We start from the raw sequence: 17,453 nt of genomic DNA, 5'->3' as shown, positions 1-17,453 counted from the left end.
CCGCGCCCGGGACGGGTTCTCGCCAGATGCGCCGAGCGCTACTGACCCGTGCTGCCGGCACCGTTCGTGAGCATTCCGAGCAGCGCCGACGGGGCGCCTCCCAGGCCGGCAGCGCCGGCCTCGGCAGCGCCGGCCTCGGTTTCGACATCGGTTTCGGTGCCGCCCGCCCCGGTGCCGCCCGCCTGGCCTTCGCCCGAGCCTCCGCCGAGCAGCGACGGCGAGATCGTGCAGAGGAATTGTCCGGCCGAGCCGAGCTCGCCCATTGATCCGCTGTCACCGAGCACGGACGGAAGCAGGCTGACGACGGCGTTCAGGATGACCATGAGGATCCCCGAGGACGCCGACTCGTCGTCTCCGGTTACCAAAGGCAGTAGCTGAGCCAGCGAGGCGCCGTCGAGCTGGCCGTCTCCGAGAGTCGCACACAGGTCGGGTGAGGTGCTCTCGGCGTCGCCCTCTCCTGCCGTGGCCCCGTCGCCGGTGCCCTCCTCGGAGGACCCGGCCTGCGTCGGGTCGCCGGGTGCCGCGGAGAGGGTGGGGTCGGTTTCGTTGGTTTCTTCGCCCGCGGTGGCGGACGGGGACGGGGACGGGGACGCGGTGGTCTCACCCTCCGGTGCGATGGCGTCGGACTCGTCGGCATCCTCGTCTGCGCCGCTGGCACCGTTGGCCCCGGGCGCGCTCGCCGGCTTGGCACCGGGAGTGCCCGTGGCGGTGGTCGTGGCTTCGGCGCTCTCGGTTCCGGTCGTGGTCGCCCCATCGGTCGTGGTGGCGTCGTCGTCAGTGGTGGTCTCGCCGTCGGTCACTGTGAGGGCGACCTTCTGCGACTTCGAGACCCCTGAATTCGAGACCGTCACCAGGACCTCGTACTCGCCGGCGCGGGTCGGCGTGCCGGAGATGACCCAGCCGTCCTGCGTGAGCCCATCGGGCAGGCCAGTGACCTGCACTGTGGTTCCGGCCGGGATGGTGCCCCCGGCCGCGCGGGCCACAACGGGCTCGAGATCGAGGTTCACGGCGACGCCCACGGGCATCTCCTGCCCGGGAGCGCTCTGGCCGGCTCCGTCCTGTGCGGTCGCGTTCTGCGCCAGGCGGATGTCGCCCGCGTCAATGTCGGTCGGGACACCGACGGAGACCAGGGTTCCGCCGCCGACCACGGCGAGCGCGGCCAGGGCGCCACCGAGGGCGAGGGAGCGGGTTCGAGGGGCGGTGCGGTGGATGCTTCGCTGGATCATGAGGTCACCTTGTCGTCCGGGAGGCGGGAAAAACCGGGCCCTGCCCAGTCACACAAGCACCATACGTCACAAAAATCACATGAGCCACAGAAGTGACCGTGTGTCGGGCCCTGTCCTTACACTCACCTGCGGACGCCACGCCTACGAAAGGACTCCTGTGACCCCACCCCCCGAGATCGCGATCCGGGCCCACGGCTTGCGCAAGACCTATTCCCACGGGCGGGTGGAGGTCCGGGCGCTGGACGGGGTGACCGTGGCCATCGACAAGGGGCGGTGGACCGCCGTCATGGGTCCGTCCGGGAGCGGCAAGTCCACTCTCATGCACTGTCTGGCGGGCCTCGACACCCCGGACCGCGGCTCGGTGACCATCGGCTCCACCGAGGTCACCCGTCTCAGCGACGCCGGCCGGACCCGCCTGCGCCGCACCCGGGTGGGCTTCGTCTTTCAGTCCTTCAATCTCGTGCCGGTCCTGTCGGTTCGGGAGAACATCGTGCTGCCGGTCCGGATGGCGTTCCGACGCCCCGACCGAACCCGGTTCGACGACCTCGTGGGCGAGCTGGGCATAGGCGACCTCCTCCGCCGGCGCCCGCACGAATTGTCCGGCGGACAGCAGCAGCGCGTGGCGATCGCGCGGGCGCTCCTGCCGCGGCCGGACGTGGTGTTCGCCGACGAGCCCACCGGAAACCTCGACTCCGAATCGGGCGAGGCCGTCCTCAAACTGCTCGGAGCGTGCGCGCGCGAGACCGGCCAGACGGTGGTCATGGTGACCCACGACGCCAACGCGGCCGCGCACACCGACACCGCCCTGGTGTTGGCCGATGGCCGGATCGCCGACGAGGTCTCCTCCCCCACCGCCGAGGCCGTCGACGCCGCCATGCGTTCCCTGTCCGGCCGTCGGTCGGCCACCGCGTGAGCCCGCGCCTGATCCTGGGTCAGCTGCGCGCGCACGCGGGTCGCTATCTGGGCACGATCCTGGCGATCGCGGTCGCGGTCGCGTTCGTCCTGGCCTCCGTGGGCGTCCTGCGCACGATGGCCGCGAGCGCAGACGCCACGTTCGGCATGCGCTATTCCGACACGGCTGTCCTGGTCCAGAACCTGGGCGACCGCACGTCGGCGAGCTCGGAAGCCGCACGCGAGGAGGTCGCCGAGGCGCAGCGGCTCGGCCTGGAGGCGATCGCCGGGATGCCCGGGGTGAGGGCCACGACCGTGGACTCGCAGACGTACGTCCGGGTCCGGGCCGAGGGACGAGCCCAGCAGGTGACGACGACGACGGCTCTCTCGCTCGACGACGGCCTGCGCTGGTAAACGTTGTCAGACGGGCGACTGCCCGCCGTGCCTGGGGAGGTGGCGATCCGCGCGGACGCCGACATGCCGTTGGGCACCACGTTCGAGGTCCAGCCGAACGGGGAATCCGAACCCGCCACCGTCACGGTGGTAGGCCTGTTCGACCTGGCCGGCCAGCCGGACATGAAGTCCGCGTTCCCGCTCTACACGGTCGATGAGCAGGTGCAGCAGTGGGCACCGAATGGCGCGGGCGGCGACGTCCGGGTGGCGGGTGACGGCTCCGTCCCCGACGCGACCCTGGCCGCGCAGATCGAGACCCAGCTGGCGCAGATCCCCGGAACGACTGCCGTGGAGGTGTCCACCGGGGCCGCAGAGGCGGACGCGCTCGCCGAGGCATTCATGGGAAACCGGGATGTCTACGCCCGCGCACTGGTCGCGTTCACGGTGCTGGCGGTGGCGGTGGCCTCACTCGTCATCGGGACGACGTTCGCGGTGGTGTTCGCGGCGCGGGTACGCGAGACGGCGCTGCTGCGCTGCCTGGGCGCCTCCCGGCTGCAGCTGCGCCTGTCCGGGATGGCGGAGGCCCTGCTGGTGGGCACCCTGGCCACCGGCCTGGGACTGGCACTGGGCAGGTTCGGCGTCTCGGTGGCCGCCCGGGAGGCGCCCAGGCTCGGGGTGCGGATCCCGCTGGAGGTGGTCGAGGTGCCGGGCCGTGCCTATCTGCTCGCCGCCGCGGTGGGCATCGGCGTCACCCTCGTAACGGCACTGCTACCACTGTGGCGCGCGACCTCCGGCAGCCCGGTCGAGGCGTTGCGCCCAGCGGACGTCCGCCCCGACCCCTGGTGGCGCCGTCTGACGATGATCGTGCTGGGCGCCGCCGTCGCCGCGGTGGGCTGGAGGAGCCTGTCCCAGGCGGTCGACGCCCGCGACGTCGTGGGGGCCGGAGCCTGGGGTGTACTGACGTTCCTCGGCGTGCTGGCTCTGCTGGCCGGCGCGCTTCCGACGGTGCTCGGGGCCGTGGGGACGGTGGTGGGCCTGCTCCTGGGACCACTCGGGCTGATGGGCGCCCGCAACACCGCCCGCAGCCCCCGGCGCACCGCCGCGACCTCTGCCGCGGTACTGGTGGGCGTCACCCTCACCGCCACGATGGTGACCGGGATCTCGCTGCTCGGCCCCGCCATCCAGGCCCGGCTGGTCGACCGCGTGCCCCTGGACGTGGCTGTGACCTCACCTGACAGCGTGCTACCCGCCGGACTGCCGGAGGCTCTCGCCGACACCCCGGGCGTGGCCGACTCCCTGGTCGTGACCGGTATGTACGCCGAGGACCCCGAGGGAAAGCGAACCGCACTGCGTGTCGCCGATCCGCAGCAGATCCGCGAGGTCATGCGGCGGGACCTGGTGCTTCCGGGCGCGGGCGAGATCGTTCTCCCCGAGTCCTCCCCCGTGGCCGCCGAAGCGCGCGACGGCGACACCGTGCACTTCACCTTCTTCTCCGACGAGGACGGCCGGGACCTCGTGGTGCGCCGGACGAGCGACCAGTGGGCGCTGGCCGCCCCCGGCAGCGTTCCCGCGCGGCCGGTCGCGCAACTGCCCGATGGATCCCCGTGGCCCACGGACATTGAGGTGCCGGAGGAGTTCATCCCCCGGACCGAACTGTGGCTGCGGATGGACTCCTCGCTCGAGGGAGCCCAACTCGAGTCCGCCCTGCGGGAAGTGCGGTCCACTGCAGTGGACGCCGCGCCCGATCTGGCCGTCACCGAGAGCTTCGCCTCCCGTGAACAGATCGCGGACTCGGTCGATATCGTGCTGACCTCCAGCTCACTGCTACTGGCCGTGGCGGTGGCGCTCGCACTGGTCGGCGTGGTCAACACGCTCACCCTGGCAGTGCGGGAACGGACCCGCGAGATCGCCCTACTGCGCGGGGTGGGCGTCACGCGCGCCGGAGTGTGGCTGATGCTAGTCCTGGAGACCGCGTTGGTGGCGGCGTGCGCCTCCGTACTGGGAGTACTGCTCGGAATACTGTTCGGTATCTCAGGCGCAATAGCTCTCGTGGGCGCGGAGATCACCGGTAACATAGAGCTACCGACGACCGACCTGGTTCGCGTGGGGATCGGCGGCGTGCTCGCCGCGGTCACGGCTGCGGCGGTCGCCTCTCTCGGTGCCGTCCGGGCTCGGGTTGTCGGGGTCTAGAACCACGGGTAGATAACCCGCAAGTCACGTTCCGGTAGCCATCCTTTGACAGAACTGAGACACTATCGTTATGCGAAACTGGGTGCTCTTGTCCGCCGGCGCGATTGCGCTGGTGGCAGCGTCATGCGCGCAGCCGGAACCACAGGTGCTCTCCGAAGCACCACGGTCCGCCTCGTCCGCTGAGCTGACGTCGCCGTCCGAGCCAACAGATCGCGAGTCTCAGCCGGGCCGGTTCATCGCACGATGCGCCACCGAGGCCGATGGTGGCACCCCGGGCATGACCATCTTCACCGACGGCACGCAGAACGTCACCGACCACTGCCTCAGCCGCTATTACATCGGTGTCCAGCCGGCCCCGGGCGCGCTCTACGTGCCTGACACCGAGGCGGGGACGTTCGCTCCCCAGCGGGAAACGCAGACGCAGTCGCCCGGTTACGAGTGGACTCCCGCCCAGCCACGTACGGACGCGGGTCCCAACTCACCGACTGATACTGAGACCGACCCCGATCGTGAGATCGCGGACGAGGACCAGACCACCGTCGAGGGTGGGCCCACCAGCGGTCAGCCGGTTGAAGGTCAGCCGGGCGAAACGACTCCCGGCGGGACCGGGACACCGGCGACCTCGCCGGAGAACACAGGTGCGACTTCTCCCCCCGCCACCACCCCTGGGCAGACTGATCCAGCGGAGCCTACCGGGACCCGTGAACCGCGACCGACCACGAACCCCGGGACCGACCAATCGGACACACCGACACGGGGATCCACTGAGCCCACCGCTCCGACCACGGTCCCGACCGTGACCGAGGCGCCGCGGCCGCAGCCGGGGACCCCCCCGACCTCCGTCACCGCCACCAGGCCGCCCGGCCCGTTCGGATCCACCGGGTCGGAGGGTTCCGCGGCCTCCGACGGGCGTTTCGGACCCCAGCAGCCCTCGGGCCTTCCGCGATTCCGGTGGCCGTCCTAGGTCCTCCCACCGAGCTCACCGCTCGCGGATCGGTCCCGGACCTCAGCAGAGACCGCCCCGGACGCAGCAGTGAGTGTCAGGCCTCGTCCATCCGTCGCCGCAGATCCTCACGCTTTTCCCGGCGCCCGGCATCCACGGCGGCGATGTCCGAGTTGATCTCCCCTCGCAGGCGGGTGAACAAAACCATCGACAGGGGCAGGGCGATGATCACAGCGAAGATCGCCGCCACCACAAGCGGGAAGCCTCCGTCCAGGACCAGGCTGCCGATCCCGAGGATGGCCAGTGTCAATGCGACGACGAGCAGCAGTCGGACGACGGTATAGAAGATCATGTTGCGTGCCAGTCGCGCACCAGGCCTGGTGCCCTGCGGGTCGGTCTCCGTGAGGGCCGACCCGTTCTCGGGTTTGGTTGACTCGTCTCGCTCGCTCATGGTCTCCAGGATACGTACCCTGGTGGAAAGGAGGTTCGAGTGATCTGGCTGTTCGCAATAATCGGTGTGGTGACCGTGGCGATCCTGCTGTGGCGTGCCTTCGGGCCCGGCTCACGGCCGGAACCTCCGCGCGTGATCGCGCCCGACGACGACCCCGACTTCCTGAGGGATCTGGACCGTCGTAAACCATTGGATCCCTGAAAGACCTGCTCGATTGCGGCCACCCGCCCTGGGCCTGGCTTCACCGCGGTCAGCTGCGGGCCAGGAGTCGGACGATGGAGTCCACGGCGTCGCTGATCTGCGCGCCCGTCCGGTCGAACAGCTCGGGCTCACGACCGATGGGGTCCTCCACGTCCAGCGCCGGGTCGTCCGTGTCGATCCCGAGCCGCGCCCTCGCCAGCCCGGCGATGGTCAGCAACTCGTCCGCGTCCGCCAGCTTCGCGGCCTCCAGGATCGTGTACGTCTTCTTCCACATCAGCGGCGCGAGTTCCTGCACCGCGTCCCGATGCTTGCGGGTGGCGGTGACCACCAGGTCGTGGCCCGTGATCAACCGCGGGGTGAGTAGCCGCGAGGCGAATCCGGACCCGTCGCCCCCGTACCCCTCGAGCACGCGCAGGGTTTCGGGGTGGATCTCCACACCATTGGCCGCCTTGGTCCCGGCCGAGTCCACCACCACGTCGAGCCCAGCGGCTGCCGACCGCGCGGCCAGCAGCCTTTCGGCCAACGGGGATCGGCACATGTTGCCGGTACAGACCGTCATCACCGAGATCACCATGCCGCTGATCGTAGTCGGCAGAGTCGGGCTACTCGCCGCGCCACTGCGGAGTGCGCTTCTCCAGGAAGGCCGTCATCCCCTCCTGCGCATCGCAGGTGACGGCATTGGTGGCCATGGTCTCGGCCATCTGGATGTACGCCTGGTCTTGAGGTAGGTCGATCTGCCGATAGAAGGCCTGCTTGCCGATCTCGAGCGTCAGGGGGCTGGCATCCGCGATCCGGGTGGCCAACTCGTCCACGCGTGTCCGTAGCTGCTCGGCCGGGACCGCCTCGTTGACCAATCCCCAGTCCACGGCGGTTGCCGCGTCGATAGTCTCGCCGGTGAGCAGCATATGCATGGCGCGCTTGCGACCGATGTTTCGGGACACCGCCACCATCGGGGTCGAGCAGAACAGGCCGATCTTCACACCGGGGGTACCGAATCGGGCGGTATCCACGGCTACGGCCAGGTCGCAGGTGGCCACTAGCTGACAGCCGGCCGCGATAGCGTGGCCCTGTACCTCGGCGATCACCGGCTGGCGGATGGCCTGGATCGTCTCCATGAGCTCCACGCAGGTGGTGAACACCTCGCGCTCGTCCTCGAGACTACGGTCGACCATCTCGCTGATCTCGTGCCCCGCGGACAGCGCCGGGCCGGAGCCGGTGAGCACCACCACGCCGCAGGTCGGGTCACTTCCCAGTTCGCGGATCGCCGCCGTGACTTCGCTCATCATCTGCACCGAGAGCGGATTGCGCCGCTCGGGCCTGTCGAGGATCACGCGCGCGATCGGTCCGCTGCGTTCGATAAGGACAAAGGGGGTGCTCACGTTGGGCCTCCGGAGGACACGAGGGGTTCGTCTCCACCGGTTCTACCCTGTGGTCCGTATCACAGGTGGCGAAGTCGGCATCGACTCCCCCGTCGCGGTGCGCCTGATCGGGCCAGTTCGCGTGCGTTCCGGTTCGGGCGTTGCTCAGCTGGCGTCGGCGCGGTGCTCGCCGTCGCACCACTGGCCAGCGGCCACCTGGGACTTGACCGCGTCAACGTGCTCGCCACATCCGTCCCAGGTGGTCTTGCCGCACACACTGCAGGGAACCGGGTAACACATGGTGATCTCCTCACGACGGAACTGGATACCCCATAGGGTATGTCACAGGGGCTCGGAGCGCCACTCCGAATCGACACGAGCGGTGGCCTCGCGCAGGCGCTCCACATGCGCCTGGCAGGCCTCCCAGCTGGGCAGGCGCCCCGCTGCCGCCACGTCGAGGAGGCTGGGTGCGTCGCTGTCGCGGCTGCTCATCACATGCTCGATGGGGGTGCCGTCCAGCGCCATAGAAGGCCAGTCGATCCCGATCTTGGGATCGAAGGCGTCTATCACGTGCTCCGCTCCGGGACGCCAACCCTCGGAGCAGAAATACATGACCGTGGACTGCGGTTCGAGCGCCAGGAAGCCGTGCGCCACCCCCTCGGGGATATAGAGGGCGCGCTGCTCGACCGAGTCGAGGATGACCCCGGCCCACTCGCCGAAGGTGGGCGAGCCGACGCGCACGTCCACCACCACGTCGAACACCGTCCCGGCAGGGCACAATACGTACTTGGCCTGGCCCGGCGGGACCTCGGCGAAGTGCAGTCCGCGCAGCACGCCCTCGCCGGAGACCGACACGTTGACCTGCGCCAGATCAAAGCGGTGACCGGACATTCGGCGAAACGCCGTGTCGGTGAAGGCTTCGTGAAACACCCCGCGATCGTCGGAGATCTGGCGGGGGGTGATCTCCCACGCCCCCGTCACGCTGAGTTCGCGCAGCTGCACGCCGGTCCCGCCTTCCCCTAGTCCGATGCTGCCCACCTTATCGCCAGCCCACAACGCCGACCGCCGGGTGTCAGCCCCGCATCGCCTCGACGATCTGCGCGGCTGACCACTCCCCGATCAGGACGCATTTCATGGCGTCGCGGTGGAGGGACATATCGTCCTGCCAGCCGGTCACGACGAACTGGAACACGTAGGTCGCCTCGGCGTCGCTCCAGCCCACGATGAGGCTCGACGTGGCCAGGTCGCCCGGCTCGGCGGTATACGTGCCGCTCAGGTAGCGGTAGACGCTGTGAGCGGCGCCCGCGGACTCGTCGCCCTCGCCGGCCACCTGCTCGAGTGGCGTCCAGCCACCGAGCGCTTCCGCGGTGGCGGCGATCATGTCGACCGCAGTCTCCGTCGACATGGCCGGTGCCACGCGCGCACAGGTGGCCACGGCGTTGGGCGTGAACCCGTCACGGTGCGCACCCGGGTCCACGTAGATGACCGCCGACGGGTCGGGCGACTCGATGCGCTGCCACGGCGCACTGTCCACCCAGGTCAATGGCTGGGCGGCCACCGCCATCGGCGGGCTCGCCGCGAGCTCGCGACCAGTCGAGGCACAGTACTCCTGGATGGATGTCATCTGTCAGCCCTGCAGTCCCGCACCGACGATGTGGGCGCCGCCGTCCACGACCAGTGTCTGCCCGGTGATCCAGTGCGCGTCGTCCGAGAGCAGGAACGCCACGGGCCCGGCGATGTCGTCGGGCACTCCGAGGCGCCCTGCGGGCAGTGCGGAGGACATGGCCTCCTCGCGGCCCTCATACAGCGCCTCGGCAAAGCGTGTCTTGACCACTCCCGGAGCCACGGCGTTGACGCGCACGGCCGGCCCGACCTCCACCGCCAGCTCCTGGGTCAGTCGCATGACGAGCGCCTTTGTGGCGCCGTACCAGCCGATACCGGGCGAGGGCGCGAGCGCGGCAATGGACGCCACGTTCACCACGGCTCCGCCGCGCTCGCCCAGTCCGGAGTGGTAGACCTTCTGCGTCCACGACAGGGTGCCGATCGCGTTGACCTCCGTGATCTTGCGGGCCGCCGCGAGGTCCACGTCCACGGTCCGGCCGAAGACCGGGTTGATGCCGGTGTTGTTGACCAACAGATCGATGGGGCCGAACGACTCCTCGGCCCGGGCCACCACGTCGCGCTGGTGGTCTTCGTCGTCGCTCTTTCCCGCCACCGCCAGCACTCGGTCCGGGGATCCGAGATCGGCCACCGCGCCGTCGAGCCCCTCCTGGCCGCGCGCGGTGATGACCACCGACGCCCCCTCGGCGAGCAGGCGGCGGGCGATGCCCAGCCCGATTCCGCGGCTGGCGCCGGTGACGAGCGCGGTGCGGCCGGCGAAACGATCGGGGACGATCGGCCCTGTCCGGGGGGCGGGAAGGGGGGTAGTTGACACTGTCGGCTCCTTGCGGGTTCTGGGAACATTCTGGGTGCTGGTCATCAGCCTAGGTGCCCAGCACCGTCACGCGCTCACAGAATTTCTCAGTGAACCCCTCCCGTATTCTTCACTGTCGGCAAGGTCCGCGATAGAGTCAGCTGAGTCCAATCCGGAGGTCCCCACGTGGGACGTTGCAACCCCAGGTCGTGCGCATGTCACCACTAGCCCCACGCGGTGTCGCGGGCGCACCAGAGTGTTCGATTCTGGATATCCCCGGCCCGCGCTGGTTCCGCCCGGGTGAGCCCATCTGGCGGGTGCATGGCGATCCCGCAACCCCGATCGGAATCACCACGGCACTGCTCATGTTGGCGGCCAACCCCTCGTACGCAGCGGTGATGGCCAGTTGCGGTGGCGCCGAGACCCCGTGGTCCGCCGACGACTACCTCCATGACCTGGTGGAGATCTCCACCTTCGGGACCGTCGATGACGCCGTCGTGACCATCGAGCACGCGTTCCGCGACCGCAGTGCCTTCTCCGGGCACACGGAGCACGGCGACTACTTCTACGGGTCCGATCCGGAGGCGGTCGAGTGGGCGCAGGCCGCCACCACGTGGGCATTGCTCGCCGCGTTCCAGCGTTTCGCCGAGCATCCGCTCACTGTCATGGAGTCGGATCTGTACGTGCGTCAGTGGCAGCGCGTGGCGATACTGCAGGGCGCCCGGTCGTTCCCCACCTCGGTCCGTGAACTCGAGCAGTTACTGCGAGGGGCCCGGGACCGCGTGCGCGCCACGGCGACCGGACGCCGCGTCGCGCGCCGCCTTCGGGAGACCGCGCTGGAGTGCCCGGGCGTGAGGGAGAATTCCGTGATCGCCCACCGCTCCTGCACCACAGTCGTGGACGCCGCGGCGAGCCTCGTGCCGTCGGACGTGCGGCGCGCCCTGGATCTGCCGAACAGGCCCATCGACCGCGCCGCGGTGTTCGGTCGCATCACGCGGGCACACGAGCGCCTGAGCGCTTCCCAACTCACCACGCGAGCCCCGATCGCGGCTCCCTCCGCCATGCGGACCCGAGCCTAGGACCCTGCACGCCGCTGTGTCGGCGCGGCCGCCGTGTCGCCGCGGCCGCCGCGGAGCGATCACCAGTGACTGTTGACCCCGCCCTTGACCCACCCTGCGGCCTCCCACACCAGGTGCACCGGCAGCATCGCCCAGTCCACGGTCTCGATGGGTGTCATCCGCACGTCCAGCCCGGTGGCGCTCCGCATCCACGTGCCGGCCCGCAGGGTGTGGGGCTTATTTGTGACGACGAGGACCCGCTCCCACCCACGCGCGTCCGCGATCGCCGCGACCGCTCGAGCCTCACCCCACGTGGTCCGCGGATCCGGGGAGAAACACACCACCTCGGCGTCGGCGGGGCGCGAGAGGCCTGTGCACAGCCGGCGGGCCACGACCTCGGAGTTGCCGCCCGGGTTGCTCACGAGGAGAGTGTCGGCGTAGCCCGCCTCGACGAGGTCGCGTGCGTAGAGGTGCCGGCCGTCGTCCGCGCCGGCGAGCATCACCACGGCGTCCGCGCGCACCGGGTCGTCGCCGCGGGGCTGCAGGAGGAACACGCCCCACGCGGTGAGTGCGAGCGCAGACACCACCACCGCCGCGGCGACGGCCATCGTCATTCCCCGCAGGACGCGAACGCCCCGGACGCGCATGCCCACGGTCTATTCGCCCTGTGTCCTACGGTTGTGCGCCAGCTCCAGGATTCCGGGGGCGAGATCGCCGCGCCAGTCCCCCGGCGGCTCGAGTCCGAGCTCACGCCACGCGGTGTCCGCCAGCACGGAGAAGGTCGGCCGCGGCGCGGGACGCGGGAACTCCTCGCTGGTGCAGGGCCGCACCCGGTCGGGGTCGGCACCCAGCAGCGTGAACACCTCGCGTGCCAGGTCGTACCAGGTAGCCCGGCCAGCGCCGGCCAAATGCAGGGTCCTGCCTCGAGCATCGACCCGGCCCGCCTTCTCCCAGGACAACAGTCCCAGCAGGCGATCGGCCAGCGTGCCGACGTAGGTGGGCGAGCCCCACTGGTCGTTCACGACGTTCAGCGTCTCCCGCTGGGACTCCAGCCGGATCATGGTGGCCACAAAATCGCTGCCCGGCTGTCCGAGCATCACCCGCATCCCGCCGGTATAGAGCCAGGCCGTCCGCACGATTGTCGTTTCGGGGTACACCGCCAGTGCCGCACGCTCCCCGGCGAGCTTGGTCCGCCCGTACGCCGTGGTCGGTGCGGTCGGGTCGTGGGGCTCGAGCGCGGGGGCCGTGGCCGGATCACCGCCACCGGGGACCGCGCCGGAGAAGACGTAGTCGGTGCTGATGTGGATGAGCCGGATCCCGCGGTCACGGCACGCCACGGCGAGTGACTCCACCCCGTCGGTGTTGATCGCCCGCGCGGCCGCCTCGTCGGACTCCGCGCGGTCGACGTCCGTGTACGCGGCCGCGTTCACCACGACCTCGGGCGCGTACCGGTCCAGCGCGGTGGCGATCGAAGCCGAATCCGTCAGGTCAAGGTCGTCACGACCCGGCGCATCGGCGACGCCCGACAGCCCCAAACCGAGCTGTCCGCGGCCGCCCGTCACCAGAAGTCGTGGAAGGTGCGGAGACTGGTACTTCCCCCGCCGGCCAGGCCCCTGACCCGCCTGCCCCGCCGCCGTCACGGCCTGCGCCCCTGTTCCCGGCGCAGGATCTCCAGCAGATATCCGCCGTAGCCGGACTTGAGCAGGTCCTGTGCGCGGTCAGCGAGGTCGTCGTCGTCGATGTATCCCATCCGCCACGCGACCTCCTCCGGGCATCCGATCTTGAGGCCCTGCCGGTCCTCGATGGTGCGGACGTAGTTGCCCGCGTCGAGGAGCGAATCGTGACTGCCGGTGTCCAACCAGGCGGTGCCGCGTGGCAGCATGTCCACCCGGAGTCTGCCGTCGTGCAGGTAGTGGCGGTTGACGTCGGTGATCTCGTACTCACCGCGGGCCGAAGGCTCCAGCTCCCGGGCCACCTCCACCACGTCGGCGCTATAGAAGTAGAGGCCCGGGACGGCGAACTCCGACGTAGGGTTCTCGGGCTTCTCCTCCAGACTGATCGCGCGGCCCTGCGAATCGAAGTCGATCACGCCGTATTCCTGGGGGTTCGCCACCTGATAAGCGAAGACCGCGCCGCCGTCCAGGTCCGAGAAGCGCCGCAACTGCGAGCCCATCCCGGGACCGTAGAAGATGTTGTCGCCCAGGATCAGCGCCACCGGCTCGTCGCCGATGTGGTCCGCACCCAGGATGAACGCCTGCGCCAGACCGTTCGGCTCCGCCTGCTCGACGTAGCTCAGAGAGATCCCGAACTGCGAACCGTCGCCCAGCAGGCGTCGGAACTGCGGCGCGTCCTCGGGCGTGGTGATAACCAGGATGTCCGTGACCCCCGCCAGCATCAGGGTGGTGAGCGGGTAGTAGATCATCGGCTTGTCGTACACCGGCATCAGCTGCTTGCTCGTGCCGAGCGTCAGTGGACGCAGCCGCGTGCCGCTGCCGCCGGCCAGGACGATCCCCTTCACAGCACCCGCTCCGTCTGCGCGTACTTCGCCTCAACGCGCGCCTTGACCGGCTCCCACCAATCCCGGTTGGCGGCGTACCAGTCGATGGTCTGCTGCAATCCCGCGTGCAGATCAGTGTGCTCGGGCGCCCAGCCCAGCTCCGCGCGGGTAACGGAGGCGTCAATCGCGTAGCGCAGGTCGTGGCCGGGGCGGTCAGTCACATGGTCGAAACCCGGGTCACCATCCGTGCCCGCGACGCCCATCAGCTCACAGATCGTGCGCATGACCTCAAGGTTCGAGTGTTCACCGTCGGCGCCAATGAGGTACGTGCGGCCCGGTGCACCGTCAGCGAGGATGCGTAGGACGGCCGAGTTGTGGTCGTCCACGTGGATCCAATCCCGCACATTGGCTCCACTGCCGTAAAGGCGCGGCCGACGCCCGTCGAGGATATTGGTGATCTGCCGCGGAATGAACTTCTCCACATGCTGACGCGGTCCGTAGTTGTTCGAGCAGTTACTGAGGGTGGCACGCACCCCGAAGCTGCGCACCCACGCGCGGACCAGCATGTCGGCGCCGGCCTTGGTGGCCGAGTACGGACTCGACGGGTTGTACGCGGTGTCCGGGGTGAACTTGGCCGGGTCGTCCAGCGGCAGGTCGCCGTACACCTCGTCGGTCGACACGTGATGCAGCCGCACGCCATGGCGACGGCAGGCCTCGAGCACCGCGTAGGTGCCGATGATGTTGGAGTGCACGAAAGGCCACGGCGTGGACAGCGAATTGTCGTTGTGGCTTTCCGCCGCGAAGTGCACCACCGCATCACTCGGCCCGGTGAGTCCAGCAACCAACTGCTCCGTGACCACGGCGTCCGCACAATCCGCCTCCACCAGCACGACCCGGCTGCCGAGCAGATCGGTGAGGCTCGCGCGATTGGCGGCATAGGTCATGGAATCGAGCACGGTGACATGAGCGTCCGGGTACTCACGGACCACCGTGCGGACGAAGTTGGCGCCGATGAACCCGGCTCCCCCGGTGACGACGAGGCGCATGGGCATAACCTTACCGTCGCCGCCGCCGCACCCCGGATTACCGGCGGGCCGCAGTGGTGTCGGTAGCAGTGCCTTCTGAGGTGCCTGTGGCGTCGGCTTCGTCGGCTTCGTCGGCTTCGTCGACCCCATCGGTGACGGCGTCCGGATCGGCCTCCAGTCGCAGTGCGCGATACTCGGCGATCATCCTGGCCCGCCGACGCGCGCTCGCCGTGGATGCGGTCGTCGAGCGCGGTGTCACATGCACCACCTCTTCCGACGGCATCCCCGCGAGGACCTGCCGCATCCGGAGGACCTCCGCGTCCAGGCGCATCCCGTACACCACTCCGATGTTGACCAACCAGAGCCACACGAGAAACACGATCGCGCCCGCGAGCGAGCCGTAGACCTGGTTGAAGTCGCCGAACCGGGAAACGAAGTAGCTGAAACCGATGGTGGCCCCGGCGATCACCACCAACGCCGCGACCGCCCCGAGCGTCACCCAGGAGAACCTCACAACCGCGATGTTGGGGGCAAAGCGGTAGAGCAGGCCCAGCGCCACCACTGCCGACGCCACGCCCGTCGGCCACTTTGCGATCTCCCACACCATCAGGGAGGTCTCACCGAGGCCAATCCAGCCGCCGACTCTCTCCGCCACCGAACCGGTGAACACCAGCGCGAGCCCGCCCACGGCAACCAGGACGGTGAGCGATGCTGTGAGGAACAGCCCCGACGGCCACAGGCGCCACACGGGTCGTCCCTCATCGACTCCGAAAACGAGGTTCATCGCCCGTCCCAGCGCTCGTACGTAGCGCGAAGCCGACCACATCGAGACCGTCGTACCCACCGCCAGCGCCGTACCCGCCGCCGCCGTGGTGAACAGCATCTCGATGGGCCCGCGCATCTGATTGAGCACTTCCTGAGGGGCGATGTCCGAGAGCATCGCGGTCACCGCGTCGACCGTTGACTGCGCCTGACCGAACATGCCCAGCAACGACAGCACGACCAGCAGCGCCGGGAAAATCGAGAGCACGCCGTAGAAGGTGAGCGAGCCCGCGAGGTCGACACCACGGTCGCGGAGGAATTCGGTCACCGAACGCCACAGGACCATTCGGGCCAGCCGCGACCTCCTGCGGACGGCCTGCCGGATCTTGTGCCACGACGTCATGTCTCCGATTGTGGCCGCTGGGGACTTATCCGTGTCTCAGCCGCGCCCGACTCCCTGGCATCCGCACCCGCGCCTGCACGCCCTCCCGCCCCGCTCCCCAGCATCCGCACCCGCGCCTGCACGCTCGACGCACACCCGCGACCGTCGATGAACTCGCGCTACCGCCGGGGGACCCGCGCGAGTTCACGGCGGGTGGCAGATTCGTGGAGGCACCGGGCGGCCGAGGTCGAGCACAGCCACGGGCGGGCACGGGCGGGCCTGTGCAGCTGCGGGCGGGCGCGCAGGGCGCCGGGATCGCCGGGATCGCCGGGATCATCAGCTCACCTGACGCGCCCCGTACCCCCTGCGCTCGCTGATCCGCATCGCCGCGCGCACGATCTCCGGGACTCGGCCATCCCGCCAGTCGTGCCACTGCCACCCGCGATAGAAATGCCCCAGCGCTTCCAGCCCGTTCTGGCGGCTCTTCTCCGCGCGTAGTCGACGGCGAACTGCCGTCTCGCCGTCGTCGATCCCGTACTTCCCGGTCCCGTCGCACTCGCCCACGAGCTGCCATTCGTCCCAGAACATGTCCACAATCGCGAGCTTGCCGTCGGGCAGGACAAAGGGGACCTGCAACTCCGGCATCGGCAGGCCCGCGCGGCTGATCGAGACCCGACTCAGCGACTCGAGCACGGATTCCGCACGCGCATCCGCAAACCCCACCACCGCTCGCGCACGGGCGATGCCCTTCCGGCCGACCGCGGCGTCGAGCTCGGCGTGCAATTGCTCGCCGGTGCACAACTTTCGACGCAGCGCCTCGTCAGCAGCACACACCGCACCGGCGAATCCTTCGCTGCGGGCCACGTCCACGACCGTTCGCGCTGGACTGGTGACAGGAATGCCGTCGATTTCCACAACGGCCCCCTTCAGATCCGTGCTGTGACAGATCATCCGATCCCCGCGCTTACTGCCGCTGCCAGGCCGGTGGCGCGTGGTCACCACTTGCCCGGTATTCATCGCGTGCACGGGCAGGCCATGCATCACCAGCGCGGATGCGTGCGAGAGGACCGTGCCCCCCGTCAGCGTTGGCGCGGCGGCCCGCGAGCGGATCTCGAGCATGGCCTCCTGCGCTCCGAGGCCGGTCGGCAGCTCTGCCCCGAGGGCGTAAACGCCGTGTCGGATCCGTGTCAGCCGCCCGTGGCGTTCGGCGTATTCGCGCGCCCGGCGGCTGTAGCCACGGGCGAGAAGGTCAGCGGCGGTGAGGATGGTCGGAGGGCTCTGTTCGTAGTCCACATTCCGGAGTATGCGGCTGGGTCCGGCGACGATCGAGGCTGCGACGACTCAATCCGGTGCGGCCTGTGGAGGCGTACGAGGCTGTGGATAACCTTGTCGAGTCGCGGGCATCCCGAGTGCGACGACCAGCGACGACCCGGCAACTCGACCAGCCCGCCACGCGCCTTCGACCCCCCGGCCTCCACGTCGTCCCGCTTCCATGACATCCGCTGCCGGCGATGAACTCGCGCACGAACCGCGGCGGTGGCGGGAGTTCATCGACGGTGGCGGATGCATGGAGATCGAGCGTTGGCGGTGGCGGGAGTTCATCGACGGTGGCAGATGTTCGGCATGCGAGGGCAGGGGGGCAGGGGGGCAGGGGGCGGGCGGC

Annotated in this window: 20 protein-coding genes; 6 read left to right on the top strand and 14 right to left on the bottom strand. The window is 69.5% G+C overall.

Going from position 1 to position 17,453, the window contains the following annotated elements:
• Positions 1-38: 38 nt before the first annotated feature.
• Positions 39-1,226: a hypothetical protein gene (locus ON04_RS07955; protein WP_010541075.1), complete on the bottom strand. Its 1,188-nt coding sequence runs from the start codon at positions 1,224-1,226 to the stop codon at positions 39-41.
• A gap of 157 nt (positions 1,227-1,383) precedes the next feature.
• On the opposite strand from ON04_RS07955, the gene ON04_RS07950 reads away from it, so the two are divergent.
• The 4 genes from ON04_RS07950 to ON04_RS07940 all read left to right on the top strand — a co-directional run bounded on the left by ON04_RS07950 (position 1,384) and on the right by ON04_RS07940 (position 5,664).
• Positions 1,384-2,139, top strand: a complete 756-nt coding sequence (locus ON04_RS07950) for an ABC transporter ATP-binding protein (protein ID WP_010541074.1) — start codon at positions 1,384-1,386, stop codon at positions 2,137-2,139.
• On the top strand, positions 2,136-2,531 hold the full coding sequence (locus ON04_RS17055; RefSeq protein WP_238529268.1) for a hypothetical protein: 396 nt from the start codon (positions 2,136-2,138) through the stop codon (positions 2,529-2,531). Before ON04_RS07950 ends, ON04_RS17055 begins: the two co-directional genes overlap by 4 nt.
• A 27-nt stretch (positions 2,532-2,558) precedes the next feature.
• The gene (locus ON04_RS15730) at positions 2,559-4,700 is read left to right on the top strand and encodes an FtsX-like permease family protein (RefSeq protein WP_238529267.1); all 2,142 of its coding nucleotides are present in this window, start codon (positions 2,559-2,561) and stop codon (positions 4,698-4,700) included.
• 277 nt (positions 4,701-4,977) lie between these two features.
• Positions 4,978-5,664 carry a hypothetical protein gene (locus ON04_RS07940; RefSeq protein WP_141564700.1) on the top strand — a complete coding sequence of 229 codons (687 nt, stop codon included), beginning with the start codon at positions 4,978-4,980 and terminating at the stop codon, positions 5,662-5,664.
• Positions 5,665-5,740: 76 nt separating this feature from the next.
• Here ON04_RS07940 and ON04_RS07935 read toward each other — a convergent pair whose 3' ends face one another.
• Entirely contained in the window at positions 5,741-6,094 is a 354-nt protein-coding gene (locus tag ON04_RS07935) for a DUF4229 domain-containing protein (protein WP_010541072.1), read from the bottom strand.
• Positions 6,095-6,133: 39 nt separating this feature from the next.
• On the opposite strand from ON04_RS07935, the gene ON04_RS16830 reads away from it, so the two are divergent.
• The gene (locus ON04_RS16830) at positions 6,134-6,295 is read left to right on the top strand and encodes a hypothetical protein (protein ID WP_010541071.1); all 162 of its coding nucleotides are present in this window, start codon (positions 6,134-6,136) and stop codon (positions 6,293-6,295) included.
• Positions 6,296-6,344: 49 nt separating this feature from the next.
• On the opposite strand, the gene ON04_RS07930 is transcribed toward ON04_RS16830, so the two are convergent.
• The 6 genes from ON04_RS07930 to ON04_RS07910 form a co-directional block, all read right to left on the bottom strand.
• Positions 6,345-6,869 carry an arsenate reductase/protein-tyrosine-phosphatase family protein gene (locus ON04_RS07930; protein WP_010541070.1) on the bottom strand — a complete coding sequence of 175 codons (525 nt, stop codon included), beginning with the start codon at positions 6,867-6,869 and terminating at the stop codon, positions 6,345-6,347.
• A gap of 28 nt (positions 6,870-6,897) precedes the next feature.
• Positions 6,898-7,674, bottom strand: coding sequence for an enoyl-CoA hydratase (locus ON04_RS07925; protein ID WP_010541069.1), 777 nt, complete (start codon positions 7,672-7,674; stop codon positions 6,898-6,900).
• Positions 7,675-7,818: 144 nt separating this feature from the next.
• Positions 7,819-7,953 (bottom strand): hypothetical protein, encoded by a 135-nt coding sequence (locus ON04_RS17210; RefSeq protein ID WP_010541068.1) that lies wholly within the window; start codon positions 7,951-7,953, stop codon positions 7,819-7,821.
• 42 nt (positions 7,954-7,995) lie between these two features.
• Entirely contained in the window at positions 7,996-8,655 is a 660-nt protein-coding gene (gene rfbC, locus ON04_RS07920) for a dTDP-4-dehydrorhamnose 3,5-epimerase (RefSeq protein WP_010541067.1), read from the bottom strand.
• A gap of 70 nt (positions 8,656-8,725) precedes the next feature.
• The gene (locus ON04_RS07915; RefSeq protein WP_010541066.1) at positions 8,726-9,277 is read right to left on the bottom strand and encodes an LpqN/LpqT family lipoprotein; all 552 of its coding nucleotides are present in this window, start codon (positions 9,275-9,277) and stop codon (positions 8,726-8,728) included.
• Positions 9,278-9,280: 3 nt separating this feature from the next.
• The gene (locus ON04_RS07910) at positions 9,281-10,087 is read right to left on the bottom strand and encodes an SDR family oxidoreductase (protein WP_010541065.1); all 807 of its coding nucleotides are present in this window, start codon (positions 10,085-10,087) and stop codon (positions 9,281-9,283) included.
• A 194-nt stretch (positions 10,088-10,281) separates the two neighbouring features.
• Here ON04_RS07910 and ON04_RS07905 point away from each other — a divergent pair, with 194 nt between their 5' ends.
• The gene (locus ON04_RS07905) at positions 10,282-11,145 is read left to right on the top strand and encodes an oxygenase MpaB family protein (protein WP_010541064.1); all 864 of its coding nucleotides are present in this window, start codon (positions 10,282-10,284) and stop codon (positions 11,143-11,145) included.
• Between the two features lie 59 nt (positions 11,146-11,204).
• Here ON04_RS07905 and ON04_RS07900 read toward each other — a convergent pair whose 3' ends face one another.
• The 6 genes from ON04_RS07900 to ON04_RS07875 form a co-directional block, all read right to left on the bottom strand.
• Complete coding sequence (locus ON04_RS07900; RefSeq protein WP_010541063.1) at positions 11,205-11,771, bottom strand: YdcF family protein; 567 nt, start codon at positions 11,769-11,771, stop codon at positions 11,205-11,207.
• 9 nt (positions 11,772-11,780) lie between these two features.
• Positions 11,781-12,686 carry a dTDP-4-dehydrorhamnose reductase gene (gene rfbD / locus ON04_RS07895; protein ID WP_010541062.1) on the bottom strand — a complete coding sequence of 302 codons (906 nt, stop codon included), beginning with the start codon at positions 12,684-12,686 and terminating at the stop codon, positions 11,781-11,783.
• 74 nt (positions 12,687-12,760) lie between these two features.
• The gene (rfbA, locus tag ON04_RS07890; RefSeq protein ID WP_010541061.1) at positions 12,761-13,642 is read right to left on the bottom strand and encodes a glucose-1-phosphate thymidylyltransferase RfbA; all 882 of its coding nucleotides are present in this window, start codon (positions 13,640-13,642) and stop codon (positions 12,761-12,763) included.
• Positions 13,639-14,667: a dTDP-glucose 4,6-dehydratase gene (rfbB, locus tag ON04_RS07885; protein ID WP_010541060.1), complete on the bottom strand. Its 1,029-nt coding sequence runs from the start codon at positions 14,665-14,667 to the stop codon at positions 13,639-13,641. Before rfbB ends, rfbA begins: the two co-directional genes overlap by 4 nt.
• A gap of 37 nt (positions 14,668-14,704) precedes the next feature.
• A complete protein-coding gene (locus ON04_RS07880; protein ID WP_141564698.1) occupies positions 14,705-15,811 on the bottom strand; it encodes a YihY/virulence factor BrkB family protein in 1,107 nt (368 codons plus the stop codon).
• 315 nt (positions 15,812-16,126) lie between these two features.
• Complete coding sequence (locus ON04_RS07875; protein WP_010541058.1) at positions 16,127-17,083, bottom strand: type IV toxin-antitoxin system AbiEi family antitoxin domain-containing protein; 957 nt, start codon at positions 17,081-17,083, stop codon at positions 16,127-16,129.
• Between the last annotated feature and the right edge of the window lie 370 nt (positions 17,084-17,453).

The organism is Dietzia alimentaria 72 (genome assembly GCF_000226215.1).
GTDB lineage: Bacteria > Actinomycetota > Actinomycetes > Mycobacteriales > Mycobacteriaceae > Dietzia > Dietzia alimentaria.
This window is presented reverse-complemented; position numbering and strand designations above follow the sequence as displayed.